This is a genomic window from Cellulophaga sp. RHA_52, assembly GCF_007827205.1.
GTDB lineage: Bacteria > Bacteroidota > Bacteroidia > Flavobacteriales > Flavobacteriaceae > Cellulophaga > Cellulophaga lytica.
Map to the genome: position 1 here is coordinate 1,627,501 of NZ_VIRZ01000001.1, position 13,915 is coordinate 1,641,415.

Sequence of the window (13,915 nt, forward strand, 5' to 3'; positions counted from 1 at the left end):
CTCTGCAGATGGCTTACGCTCATGTGCTTGCTCTAGAAAAGCAAAAGTTTTATTAATTTTGTTTATAGATCCAATTTTGTTAAGAGGTAAACGTACAATACGAGATTGTTCTGCTAATGCTTGTAATATAGATTGACGAATCCACCAAACAGCATAAGAGATAAATTTAAATCCACGAGTTTCATCAAAACGTTGCGCAGCTTTTATAAGACCTAAATTACCTTCATTAATTAAATCTGGTAATGTTAAACCCTGATTTTGGTATTGCTTAGCAACAGAAACTACGAACCTAAGGTTGGCTTTAGTTAATTTTTCTAAGGCTACTTGGTCTCCCGCTTTAATTCGCTGTGCTAATTCTACTTCTTCATCGGCAGTAATTAAGTCTACCTTACCAATTTCTTGTAAATATTTATCTAGCGATGCGGTTTCCCTGTTGGTAACCTGTTTTGTAATTTTAAGCTGTCTCATTTAATATATAATTTACGCGCAACTAAAGGGCTGCATATACTTATACGTAGAAAAACAAGAAATGTTACATTTTATTAATGTTAAATTTATCTTTTTCTGATTATTTAGTCGAAATAAAGTAAATAACCTTAAAAAATATTTCAATTTTAATTTAATTGCTTCATTATTAGATATAAAAAAAGCAGGTATAAATTTGATACCCGCTTTTTTTTAATGATAATATGTAATATAATTTATTTTTTTTCTGCCAACCCACGTGTTAACCATCCTCTTCTGCTTGCTGTTGCTATGGCATAAGGAGTAATCCAGAATAAACCAAATGTGTATAATATGCTATAGGTGTATGCCCATAAAGACTCTTGCGGCTTGTATTTTTTAGAGTAAAATATTACAGAAAATGTAGATAATATTAAAATACTAAAAAGGGTAGATGTTAAAAATAATAGTGGGTGAGTGGCTACAAAAAATAGCATAAATAATAAAAATGGGTAACTCATTATTATTTTTAAAGATTGGTTTATAAATAATAATCTAGAACCAGCTTTAGATTCTTTTCTAAAGTTTGTAAATACGTATTTAGCCATTTCTATATTTTCACGTACATTACTTCTTCCCCATCTAATAAACATTTTATATAGGCCTTTGTATTTTTCTGGAACATTAGTATATGCATTTGCATTTCTTTGAAAAAGCACGTGATTGCCTTCTTTTAAAATCATATTTGTCATAGCTCTGTCTTCACCAATATCTGAAGGTTTTCCCATAAAGGTTTGGTTTATCCACTTAGGTAATACTTTAAAAACAGCAGAGCTACGGTATGCTGCTAAAGCACCAGGTGTGCATAAAACTGAATTTAATGTACTCTCTGCAGAACGCACAAACTCAAAACTTAAAACAAAACTTACGTCTAGCATTTTAGGGATTAATGCTTTTGCTTTGTTTAAAACTCTAATATTACCAGCTACGGCACCAACTTTTTCATTAACAACAAACGGACTAACTAAATTACGTAGAGTATCTGCGTCTACTATAGAGTCACTATCTACAGTAACAAAAACATCTCCAGTTCCTAAATTAAAACCACGGTATAATGCGTGTCTTTTGCCTTTATTCTCTGGCTGTTGGTAAATTTCTACACTTTCTCCTAGTTGTTGTTTGGCTTTTTTCATCCAATCCCAAGTGTCATCAGCACTACCATCATCAATAGATATTAATTGTAATTTTTCTTTAGGGAAATCGCTATTTATTAAACTAACTAAAGTGTCATGTACTTGTTTGCCTTCATTGTAAGCAGGTACAATAACAGTTACTCTTGGTAACTTATCATCAGAAACAGATGCTATAGGTTTATATTTAAAATATCTATATAATACAAAAAGAAAAAAGGCAACTTTAAATACTAATAATGTAGTAGCAATAACCATAAAAATTAAACCAAAAGTAGAGTTTGTTCTGCTTTGGTTAAACTGAAGAAAATCGTTTTGAAAAGTTACCATATAGTAAATAGAACCTAACAACAGTAAAAAGGTTGTTGCTAAAACTAATATAGCCAAAGAATTATTTTCTTTAGAGGCGCTTACTTTTTCGTCTACAGACATTTTAAAATCTTGAAAAATTGTTGCAGTCTTTTGATATGAAGTTTTTAATAGCATAGGTATAGTGTTCATAATTTTATAGTTTTTAACTCTGTTCTCTGTTAGTTTTACGAACTGAATGCTATTTTAGATTTTTAGAATTTTTTATTTATGAATATCTTAAGAAAAAGTATGGCTTTAAGTTTAAATTGTTAACAATTTGTTAAATAACAGAGAATTTGGTAGTGTTAGCTATTTGATGAAAATAAAAAAGAGACTATTTCTAAGCTTAGAAATAGTCTCTTTTTTTGTAGTAAAATAAACCAGTTTTTACTTACTCTCTTATGTGCCCGTCTCCAAATACATAATATTTATTTGTAACCAATTGTTTTAAGCCAAGTGGACCTCTGTGGTGTAGTTTATCTGTACTAATAGCTAGTTCAGCACCCACTCCCATTTGTCCACCATCTGTAAACCTAGTAGATGCATTGTGGTAAACCGCAGCACTATCTACCTGTTGCATAAATGTTGTTGCTTTTTTAGTGTCCTCTGTTAAAATTGAAGCAGAGTGTCCACCAGAATAAGTATTAATTTTTTCTATTGCATCGTCAATACCACTAACTTCTGCTATAAGAATTTTGAGAGCTAAAAACTCTTGATACCAAATATCATCAGCAGTAATTTTTTCATTTTCTGGTATTAAGTTGGCTATATTATTATCTGTAACTATGCTAACATTAAGTTGTTTTAAAACTATTTCTAGTTCTTTTACTTTAGCTTCGTAATCATTAATGTTTTTATTTATTAGCACTTTATCTAACGCATTACAGCCCGATATTTTATGCGTTTTTGCATTAACAATAACATTAATTGTTTTGGTCCAATCTGCATCTTGGGCTACATACAAAAAGTTGTTGCCACGGCCGCTTACAAGTACAGCGCAACTAGCATTATCTTTTACAAATTTAATTAAACGCTCACCACCTCTAGGAACAATTAAATCTAGCTTTTCCGGAGGATTTTTTAAAAACTCTTGCGTTTCTTCTCTTTGTAAATGCAATAGTTTTATCCAGTCTTTAGAAACATTATTTTCTTCTAAAGCTCTATGCCAACATTTTTCTAAAATTGTATTACTATGCAGTGCTTCTTTACCACCTTTTAGTAAAATTTTGTTGTTAGCTTTAAAGGCTAAAACAGCAGCTTCAATAGTAACATCTGGTCTAGATTCATATATAATAAGAATGGTTCCAAATGGAGCTGTTTTGTTGGTAACCACTAGGCCACTATCTAAAGTTAGGTTAGATATTTCTTTGCCAACGGGGTCTTCTTGTTGCTTTACTTCTGCTATAGCTTTTATCATACCGTCTATTTTACTGTTGTTAACAATTAAACGGTCTAATAATGCCTGATCTTCTTTGTTAAAAGCTTCAATGTCTTTTTTATTTGCTTCTAGAATTTTATCTCTGTCATTGTCAATAATTTTAATCATTGATTCTAGAACGTTATTTTTTATTTTGGAGCTTAATAATTTCATATATTTTTATTTTAATGAATAAATTTTGTTCCTATCTTTTTATTATCAATAATATCTACAATAACATTTTGTTTTTTTCCATTTGCTATGTAAGTAGGAATCTCTTTTTTAGCGGTACTTTTTGCTATTTTTAATTTAGATGCCATACCGCCACGGCCTTCGCCTTCTTTTTTGCCACTGGCTTTTACATATTTTTCTACATCTTGGTCATAAGTAACCTCACTAATTTTTTTAGAGTTTTCATCATCAGGATGCCCAGTGTATAAGCCATCTGTATCAGATAAAATAATAAGTCTGTCTGCATCAATTAACTCTGCAACTAAACTTGCTAATTCATCATTATCAGAAAACATAGACATTGTTACAGAAACGGCATCATCTTCATTGGCAATTGGTATTATGCCTTCAGATAGTAAACCTTCATAACAATTAATCATATTATCTCTATGTACACCCAAATCAAAATCTCTTTTAGTTGCTAAAACTTGGGCGCAACGCATACCATAATCGCTAAAAAGGCTGTAATAGTGCCTCATTAGTCTTGGCTGTCCAACGGAAGAATATACCTGTCTTCTAGTAGATTTGTCAGTAATATTAGTCTCTCCTAAAATTTCTTTTCCTGCTATAGCAGAGCCAGATGAAACTAGTACAACCATAATATCTCTTTCATATAAAACAGATATTTGTCGTACAAGTTCTTTTAAAATTGGACCTAAAATTCTGTTATCTTTATTTGTAAGAACGTTAGTACCTACTTTTACAACTACTCTTTTAATTTCCATTTTTACTTTTCTTTACCCATTTCTATAGCTCTATTAAATGCAGCATATGCGGCATCTTGTATAAGCTGTTTTACGTTGTTGTCTTCCATAGAATCTATAGCAGCTTGTGTGGTACCACCTTTAGATGCAACGCGGTCTATCCATTTTTTTGGAGAAATATCATTTTGGTTAAAAAGCTCTATAGCGCCTTCAAAAGTACTACTAACAAGAACTTTAGAGTCGTACTCAGAAAAGCCCATTTTTAAAGCGGCTTCTAGCATAGATTGCATAAAGTAAAAAACATATGCAGGACCACTTCCTGAGATTCCTGTAGATGCATCTATAAAATTTTCTGTTTTAACATGTATAGATGTTCCTGTAGTATCTAGTAAATTACGAACCATTAGGAGTTCTATTTTAGATACATCTTTAGACTCTGTATATGATGTAACACCCTTACCAACCTGTGCTGGTAAATTTGGCATTGTGCGTATTACTTTTGTTGTGTTTAGACGATCTTTAATAGATTGTATTGTAACGCCTGCCATTAAGGATACAATTATTTGCTGGTTGTTTAGCATAGTTTTCATTTTAGAAAATAAATCATCACTATGATAAGGTTTAACAGCAATAAAAACCAAGTCTGATTGTGGAAGACAATCTTCTAAATTGTCAAAAACATTAAATGCTGGGTTTTCTCTAAGTGTTTCAATTTTTTTTGGATCGGTGTCGTAAATTCTAAGTTTATGCTTGTTTAGAAGTGGAGATTTGGACATACCTTCTGAGTATGTTAACCCCATATTACCTGCACCAATTACTAATACTTTCATTTTTTGTATATATTGTTTTATATACATTAAGTGGCACAAGTATTATGCAAGAGTCCAGATATTAAAGTCTAATTTTAGGAAATCATTAATTTGATAATCATACGTCTATAGATTATGATGTTGTTAAGCTATATGTAAAAAGCTTGCAATATTTTAAATTGAAATTTTTTTAAAGCAAAACAAAGGTGACATACTGTCGGTAAAAAATGTCGGTTTTTGACAAAAAATGCGTTTTTAGATAAAAAAAAGCCCAAAAATATTAATTTTTGGACTTTTTTTATTGTTTTTCAAAATTTTTAGTAGATTACAGTTATGCTGCTGTAAAGTAATATTACATTTTTGAAGTAATAAATGTACCATTATTTTCTTGAGCTAGTGTTCTCATAAAATCTAAATCTGCATCTTCACCAAAAGCAATAGTATGTATAATAATATTGCTAGTATTTACTTTTTTAATTTCTTCTAAAACAGCTTTGGGTCCGCTGTTAGGAAGACCATCACTCATTAATACAATTTCTTGAACATCTGCAGTAGATAATGCTTCTAATAACCCTTCTAAAGTATTAGTTCCTCCACTAGCTTTTAGATTTTGAACAAATATGTTAGATGATGTTCTGGTAGTATTGCTAGCTACTCTAAATTCTGTAGCTTGTTTTGTAACATTATTATTAAAAGAAAAAACTAAGAATTTTTTTCCATCAGGAAGTCCTTTTATTGCAGGTATTAATTTACGTTTTACAGCGCCAAGCTTGGTAGCTTCTTTAGTAACTTGTTTCCCTAAAATAGAGCCAATTTTACCACCAATAGCTTTGCTAACTTGATTACCAGCTTTGTTGCCTACTTCTCTTACTACTTGGTCTTTTACAGAGCCCTCATCAATACCTTCCATACTTCCAGAAACATCTATAAGGTATAATGTGTTTTTGGTAGATGTTTCAATTCCAAAAAAATCATCAGACTTTTTTGCAACATAGCAAGATTGTAACAGGGTACAAATAGTAATAAGGGTAATTACGGTTAGTGTTCTTTTTGTTTTCATTTTGTGTTTCATTTTATTTAAAAAGCTAAAGTACTATTATTTTAGATTTACAATTAGTTAATAGTAATTTTTTAAAAGCCTCTTTTAACTAAAAAGAAAGCCCAGCAATTTAATATTGATGGGCTTAATAATTTTAAGAAAATTATAAATTAATCTTCTTTTTTGTTTTCTCTTGGTTTACGATCATCACGACGATTGTCACGACCACGATTATCTCTACCTTTATTATCACGTCCTTTATTTTCTCTAGGAGCTCTTTCTACATAACCTTCTGGTTTAGGTAATAAAGCTTTTCTAGATACTTTTTCTTTACGTGTTCTAGGATCTACGCCAAAATATTTTACGTCAAAAACGTCTCCCATATTTACAACATCGGTTACATTTTCTGTGCGTTCCCATGCTAACTCAGATACGTGTAATAAAACCTCGTTTCCAGGAGCCTCTGTATATTCTACAACAGCACCAAAATCTAACATTTTAATTACTTTAACTTCGTAAACACTACCTTTTTCTGGTTTAAATAATAGCGAATCTATTTTAGCTAAAACAGCATCTATACCATCTTGCCCAGTACCTAAAATTTCAACAACACCTTCTTCTGTTTCAGGATCTTCATTAATTACAATAGTAGTACCTGTTTCTTTCTGAAGCTCTTGAATAACTTTACCACCTGGGCCAATTAATGCACCAATAAATTCGTTAGGAATTCTTCTGGTAATCATTTTTGGAGAGTGAGATTTAACATCACTTGCAGGAGCAGAAATAGTATCTGTTAATTTACCTAAAATATGTAAACGTCCTTCACGTGCTTGTTTTAAAGCATTTACAAGAATTTCATAAGAAAGTCCTTTTACTTTAATATCCATTTGGCAAGCAGTAATACCGTCTGCAGTACCTGTTACCTTAAAGTCCATATCACCTAAATGATCTTCATCACCTAAAATATCTGATAATACAGCGTATTTACCTGTTTCTGCATCAGAAATTAATCCCATTGCAATACCAGAAACTGGCTTAATAAGTTGCACACCAGCATCCATTAATGCCATTGTACCAGCACAAACAGTTGCCATAGAAGAAGAACCGTTAGACTCTAACACCTCAGATACTACACGAACAGTGTAAGGGCAATCTGCGGGAACCATATTTTTTAATGCACGTTGTGCTAAGTTACCGTGACCAACCTCACGACGAGAAGTACCTCTTAAAGGACGAGCCTCACCAGTAGAAAAAGGAGGGAAGTTGTAGTGTAAATAAAAACGCTCCTCACCTTCGTAAGATGGCATATCTATTTGGTTAGCTTCTCTAGAAGTTCCTAAAGTAACTGTTGCTAATGCTTGAGTTTCTCCACGTGTAAAAATAGAAGAACCGTGTGTAGATGGTAGGTAATCTACCTCACACCAAATTGGTCTAATTTCATCAGTCTTACGACCATCTAAACGTAAACCTTCATCTAAAGTTAAGTTACGTATTGCAGCTTTTTCTGCTTTAGCGTAGTATTTAGAAACTAAGTCTCCATAGTCTGCTAATTCTTCTTCAGAAAAAGTAGCTTTTATTTCTTCTTTTATTTCACCAAAAGCAGTGCTTCTTTCGTGTTTAGAAGAGCCTGCTTTAGCTACAGCATATACTTTATCATATGCCATATCATAAATTTTCTTAGCTAAATCTTCATCTTCTCTTTCTGGCTCATACTCACGTGTTTCTTTTTTACCAAAAGCTTCTGCTAATTTTACTTGAGCAGCACATTGTACTTTAATTGCTTCGTGAGCAAATTTAATTGCCTCTGCCATTTCTTCTTCAGAAATTTCAAGCATTTCACCCTCAACCATCATTACAGAGTCTGCAGAAGCACCAATCATCATATCAATGTCAGATTCTTCTAATTGAGCTCTGGTTGGGTTAATGATGAATTCACCATTAATACGACCAACTCTAGCTTCAGAGATAGGAGTTTCAAAAGGTACATCAGATAATTGTATTGCTGCAGATGCTGCTAAACCAGCCATAGCATCAGGCATTACATTTTCATCATGAGACATTAACTGTATCATAACTTGAGTTTCTGCGTGGTAATCTTTTGGGAAAAGTGGACGTAAAACACGGTCTACTAAACGCATAGTTAATACTTCACCATCACTAGGTCTTGCTTCTCTTTTGAAGAAACCACCAGGATAACGACCTGCAGAAGCAAATTTTTCACGGTAATCTACCGTTAAAGGAAGAAAATCTACATCACTTTGTTTGTAGTTAGAAACTAACGTACATAGTAACATACAATTTCCAGATTGAACAACAACAGAACCGTGGGCCTGTTTTGCTAATTTTCCTGTTTCAATAGAGATTTCTCTACCGTCCCCAAGGTCTATGACCTCTTTAAATACTTTTGGAATCATAAATTTTTTTTAAAGCCTTATAATTTTAAGGCTTGTTAAACAATGGTCTTACGCCTTGTTGGGCGAGGTGTTGTGTTGTTGTGTTGACCAATGAAAAACTATAAATAAGCTTTTAATTTTGCCTTGTACTAAAACAAGGTCTTTGTAATTTTAGCTAAGATAAATATTATAAATTAACTAGTATAAAAAAAGGGAAAGCATTGCTTTCCCTTTATGTATTATTTTCTAATACCTAATTCTTTAATAATAGCACGGTAACGTACAATATCTTTTTTGATTAAGTAATCTAAAAGACTTCTTCTTTTACCTACCAATTTAACTAGAGAACGCTCTGTGTTATAATCTTTATGATTATTTCTTAAGTGACCTGTTAAGTGGTTAATTCTGTGTGTAAACAAAGCAATTTGTGCTTCTGCAGTACCAGAATCGTTTTCGTTTTTACCGTATTTCTTAAAGATTTCGGCTTTTACTTCTTTTGTTAAATACATTCCAATATTTATTTAATGATTTTTATGTATGTGATTGGTTTTCAATCAAGCCGCAAATATACAATTTATTTATTACACTTTAACTTAACCTGTGTAGATTTTTTTGTGCGAATACTATTTTTACTTTAATTGGATATGTTGCTAATAAAAACAACCCTTGATAATAATAAATCAAGGGTTGTAAAATTATAAAATAATGTTGCTTACGCAGACATAGGTTTATGTTTACGAACAGGTTTGTTCTGAATTAAATCTAGATAAAGATTTATTTTTTGTTTTAAATCTCTTCTGTGTGTAATAAAATCTAAAAACCCGTGTTCTTTTAAAAATTCTGCAGACTGAAAACCTTCAGGAAGGTCTTTACCAGTAGTGTCTTTTACAATTCTAGGACCTGCAAAGCCAATTAAGGCTCCAGGTTCAGATATGTTAATATCTCCTAACATTGCGTAAGATGCTGTTGTACCACCCGTAGTTGGGTCTGTACATAAAGATATGTATGGTAAGCCAGCCTCTGCAAGTTGTGCTAACTTAACAGATGTTTTTGCTAGTTGCATTAAGGATAATGCAGCCTCCATCATACGTGCTCCTCCAGATTTTGAAATCATCATAAAAGGAACCTTCTTTTTAATAGCAAAATCTATAGCTCTTGATATTTTTTCGCCAACAACACTACCCATAGAGCCGCCAATAAAGCTAAAATCCATACAGGCAATAACTATATCACTACCATTAGATTTTCCAATAGCGGTTCTAACAGCGTCATTTAATCCTGTTTTTTTCTCAGCAGCTTTTAAGCGGTCTACATACTTTTTAGTGTCTTCAAACTTTAAAGGATCTTTAGAAGTTAATTTCTCGTCTAATTCTTTAAACTTATTATCGTCAAAAAGTATTTCAAAATATTCCTTACTTCCTATTCTTACGTGGTAGTCATCTTCTGGACTAACGTAAAAATTCTTTGCTAAAACTTCAGACTCAACAATTTTACCTGTTGGAGATTTGTACCACAATCCTTTAGGTGTGTCTTTTTTCTCTTCTGTAGCTGTCTGTATTCCTTTTTCTTTTCTTTTAAACCAAGCCGACATAAAATAATATTAAGTTAAGTGGGGATCTGTTTGTTATAATGTGTTTACATTATTAAGATCCTCAAATGCTTTCTTTAAACGTGTACTAAACGTTTTTTCTCCTTCACGAAGCCAAACTCTTGGATCGTAAAACTTTTTATTTGGTACATCTGCACCTTCTGGGTTTCCTATTTGTGATTGTAAATAGTCTTTTTTACCCATTACATAATCTCTTACACCTTCTAAAAATGCATATTGTAAATCTGTATCAATATTCATTTTTATTACTCCGTATCCTATAGCTTCTCTAATTTCTTCTAAAGTAGAACCAGATCCTCCGTGAAAAACAAAGTCTATATGGTTTTCTTCTACATTGTATTTTTTAGAGATATACTCTTGTGAATTTAATAAAATTTTTGGAGTTAATTTTACATTACCTGGTTTGTAAACACCGTGTACATTACCAAATGCAGCTGCAATTGTAAACTTAGGGCTTACTTTAGATAACTCTTCGTAAGCATATGCAACTTCTTCTGGTTGTGTGTAAAGTTTAGAATCATCTACATCTGTATTATCTACACCGTCTTCTTCACCTCCAGTTATACCTAATTCTATTTCTAAAGTCATATCCATTTTAGCCATTCTAGCAAGATATTCTTTACAAATTTCAATATTTTCTTCAATTGGCTCTTCAGATAAATCTATCATATGTGAGCTAAATAAAGATTTACCAGTTTCTGCATAATGTTTTTCACTAGCATCTAGTAAACCATCAATCCAAGGTAATAATTTTTTAGCGCAGTGGTCTGTATGTAAAATAACAGTTGCACCATAAGCTTTTGCTAATTCATGAACGTGTTTAGCACCTGCAACTGCACCAGCAATAGCAGCTTTTTGGTTTTCATTAGACAATCCTTTACCAGCGTTAAATTGTGCGCCCCCATTAGAGAACTGAATAATTACAGGAGCGTTTAAGCTAGCTGCAGTTTCTAAAACACTGTTTATAGTGTCAGATCCAATTACGTTAACAGCAGGTAAGGCAAAGCCTTTTTCTTTTGCGTAGTTAAAAATTTCTTGTACTTGGTCGCCTGTAGCAACTCCTGGTTTAATGTTATGAGCCATACTTTATGTGTTGGTATTTTATTAGATTAACATAGCAAAAGTAATAAAATATTTAGGGTTAAAAAGGATAATTAACACCAATGTTAATTGTTGCATTGCTAAAATTATAGTCGTTAAACCATCTTTTTGACGCTTCTAACTCTGGATTGTATGTTTTAAAACCCGTATCTAAACGCAGTACAAAGTATGAAAAATCATACCTTAAACCAAAGCCAGTGCCTAGTGCAATTTCTTCTAAAGAATTAAAGTCTTTAAAAATTGCATCTTCGTTTTCTTCGTTATCAAAAACGTTCCAAATGTTACCGGCATCTGCAAATAAAGCTCCTTTTATACTACCCGCAATAGGAAATCTAAATTCTAAATTTGCAGCAATTTTTAGGTTGGCCTCATTAAAATCGTTTAAAGATTGTGTGCTACCTGGACCTAATGAATAGGCGTTCCATGCACGGTTATCATTAGAGCCACCTGCAAAGTAACTTTTGGCAAATGGCACACTATTAGAGTTGCCGTAAGGTACTGCTAAACCTAAGAAACCTCTAAAAGCTAAAACATTTTGAGACGGAAAACTCCAGTGTTTTATATAGTCAAAATCTGTTTTTATGTACTGGGAGAAAGGAACACCAAATATTTCTTTGTGTCCGTCTTCATTCTCATTAAATTTTGTAATTCCGGAAATAAGAGAAAGTAAGTTTCCTGCGCTTTCTACCTTAATTTTAAATTGATGAAAATCATTGTCATTAACACCCTTTCTACTGTCTTTAGAATAAGAGAAACTTGTAGAGAAAATAAGGTTGTTTTCAGTTAACCTTTTTTCTCTTTCATCTATACTTCTAACTTCTTTGTAGTTGTCTGATGTGGTAGGTATTAAACCTTGGTTTAAAACTTGGTCTATAAAGCCACTTGTACCAGTAGGAATTATTAGTTTTGGGTCAGAATCGTTCTCAGATGTTTCAAAAAACTCGCTTAATGCGGGATCATCTTGGTAATCATCTGCTACATCATCTAACCTTTTGTAGGTGCTTTGGTATACATTATAAAACCTATTTGGGTTAAGGTTTCTAATAAATTGTATATTAATTAACTCTAAAGAGTTTTTTTTAAATTGTGTAGGAGACCAGTTGTACCCTAAAATAGTATTAAAGTTTTGCTTATCTAAACCAATATTTTTCTGAAAATTTGTACCAATTACCATTCTTGTTTGTGGTAACATATAAGGAGGTATAATTTTCTTTGTTTTAAATGGCATCCAAATTCTTGGTACAGTTAAGTTTACATCTGCCCCAATTTCAGAAACAGAGTTTTCATTTGGGTTGTTAACTTCACTTAAAACACCAACAGATCCACGTGCAGATATACTAAGTGTTTCTGCACCGCCAAAAACATTTTTTATGTTTAAAGATGTACTAAGCGCAGCACCTAACCTTTGTATGTTAGAGTGTGTGCCTTCAATATTAGTTTCTAATGTGTACTTTTTTAAAGGAGATAAGTATATGTTAGTTTTAAGCCTATTGCTTAAAGTATCAAACGTAATGTTTGGGTATTTAAAAGTATTTAAATTGTTTATTTGTTTGTAGGTCCTAGACTTATTTATTTCTTTATAAACACTATCCTTTTTTATAAAAATAGCATTTGTAATTGCTTTAGGTTTATACTTTAACTTGTCTTTATAAAAAAGAGTGTAATTATCATAGGTGATAGATTTCATTTTAGAGACATCATCTCCAAAAAAATAATCAGTATAAATATTTATAGTATCAAACTTAAAAATTTTATAGGCAGTAAGTTTATTTTGTCCTCTTTGTTTTAGGTTGCTAATTTGTAGTTCAACCTCCATTTTTTTAGAAATAGGTTTTTTAGTACTATCACTAGGAATAAAATATTCTATAGAGCTCTCTTGAAAATTAAATATGCCAGAGTTTCTAAATAAATTAGTTAATCGTTCTCGTTCTTTATAAAAGTTAGATGAATTGTATTGCTCTTTTTCTTTTAAAAATGAATTTTCTGCGTTTAACTTGTAAATAGAGTCTAATGTTTTTGATGTAATGTTTTTTGTGATACTATCTATAATGTAAGGGTCTCCAAGCTCTAATTTATAGTTTATTTGTGCACGTTGTTTGCGGTTGCTAGAATCTATTTGATAAAATGATTTTGTGTCAAAATATCCTTTACTGTCGTAATAAGATTTTAAAAGCTTGGCAGATTTAGATGTTTTAGTTGTGTCTATAATAGCTGGTGATTCTCCAATATTTTTTAGCCATTGGCTAGCTCCTTTTACAATAAAAGATTCTCCTAAACCGTCTACCTGTTTTTTAGAAAGTAATTTGTTTAAACGGGCAACACGTTTTGGTTTTTTGTGCAGCCAAACTTGGTATAAAGAGTCTGGGTTGTCTTTTGCTAAATTGTATAAATTTAAACGTAAAGGATACCCTAATAAATTACTATTTGGTTTTTGAGAAATTAAACTGTAAGCTTCTTCATTTTTTATTTTTTTACCATCTGCTGTAATAGTATTTTTGGTTAGTAAAAGTTCATCTTCTTCTACTTTTTTTAACGCATTACAAGATGTTATTGCTATAACTAGCAATAATAAACTTATTTTAGCAAAATGTTTTGTGTTACGTAAGCACATTTTCATAGAGTTCAAA

11 protein-coding genes (1 of these 11 cut by a window edge) are annotated in these 13,915 nt (G+C 31.7%); all 11 read right to left on the reverse strand.

What is annotated here, in order from left to right:
* Positions 1 to 468 carry the 5' portion of an RNA polymerase sigma factor RpoD/SigA gene (locus JM80_RS07165; protein ID WP_013620242.1) on the reverse strand. 396 nt of this gene lie to the left of the window's left edge, so the window shows 468 of its 864 coding nt (coding positions 1–468); it begins with the start codon at positions 466 to 468; the stop codon falls past the left edge of the window.
* Between the two features lie 233 nt (positions 469 to 701).
* Positions 702 to 2,135, reverse strand: a complete 1,434-nt coding sequence (locus tag JM80_RS07170) for a glycosyltransferase family 2 protein (RefSeq protein ID WP_144709595.1) — start codon at positions 2,133 to 2,135, stop codon at positions 702 to 704.
* Positions 2,136 to 2,376: 241 nt separating this feature from the next.
* On the reverse strand, positions 2,377 to 3,576 hold the full coding sequence (locus tag JM80_RS07175; RefSeq protein WP_038504785.1) for a glutamate-5-semialdehyde dehydrogenase: 1,200 nt from the start codon (positions 3,574 to 3,576) through the stop codon (positions 2,377 to 2,379).
* A gap of 11 nt (positions 3,577 to 3,587) precedes the next feature.
* Positions 3,588 to 4,358 carry a glutamate 5-kinase gene (proB, locus tag JM80_RS07180; protein ID WP_013620239.1) on the reverse strand — a complete coding sequence of 257 codons (771 nt, stop codon included), beginning with the start codon at positions 4,356 to 4,358 and terminating at the stop codon, positions 3,588 to 3,590.
* 2 nt (positions 4,359 to 4,360) lie between these two features.
* A complete protein-coding gene (proC, locus tag JM80_RS07185; RefSeq protein ID WP_013620238.1) occupies positions 4,361 to 5,167 on the reverse strand; it encodes a pyrroline-5-carboxylate reductase in 807 nt (268 codons plus the stop codon).
* A 331-nt stretch (positions 5,168 to 5,498) separates the two neighbouring features.
* Positions 5,499 to 6,206 carry a VWA domain-containing protein gene (locus JM80_RS07190; protein ID WP_034646764.1) on the reverse strand — a complete coding sequence of 236 codons (708 nt, stop codon included), beginning with the start codon at positions 6,204 to 6,206 and terminating at the stop codon, positions 5,499 to 5,501.
* 149 nt (positions 6,207 to 6,355) lie between these two features.
* Positions 6,356 to 8,599 (reverse strand): polyribonucleotide nucleotidyltransferase, encoded by a 2,244-nt coding sequence (locus tag JM80_RS07195; protein WP_038504775.1) that lies wholly within the window; start codon positions 8,597 to 8,599, stop codon positions 6,356 to 6,358.
* Positions 8,600 to 8,817: 218 nt separating this feature from the next.
* On the reverse strand, positions 8,818 to 9,087 hold the full coding sequence (gene rpsO / locus JM80_RS07200; RefSeq protein ID WP_013620235.1) for a 30S ribosomal protein S15: 270 nt from the start codon (positions 9,085 to 9,087) through the stop codon (positions 8,818 to 8,820).
* A 203-nt stretch (positions 9,088 to 9,290) separates the two neighbouring features.
* Entirely contained in the window at positions 9,291 to 10,169 is an 879-nt protein-coding gene (accD, locus tag JM80_RS07205) for an acetyl-CoA carboxylase, carboxyltransferase subunit beta (protein ID WP_144709596.1), read from the reverse strand.
* A gap of 33 nt (positions 10,170 to 10,202) precedes the next feature.
* On the reverse strand, positions 10,203 to 11,270 hold the full coding sequence (fbaA, locus tag JM80_RS07210; protein ID WP_034646768.1) for a class II fructose-bisphosphate aldolase: 1,068 nt from the start codon (positions 11,268 to 11,270) through the stop codon (positions 10,203 to 10,205).
* A 58-nt stretch (positions 11,271 to 11,328) separates the two neighbouring features.
* Positions 11,329 to 13,905 (reverse strand): BamA/TamA family outer membrane protein, encoded by a 2,577-nt coding sequence (locus JM80_RS07215; protein ID WP_013620232.1) that lies wholly within the window; start codon positions 13,903 to 13,905, stop codon positions 11,329 to 11,331.
* Positions 13,906 to 13,915 lie beyond the last annotated feature (10 nt).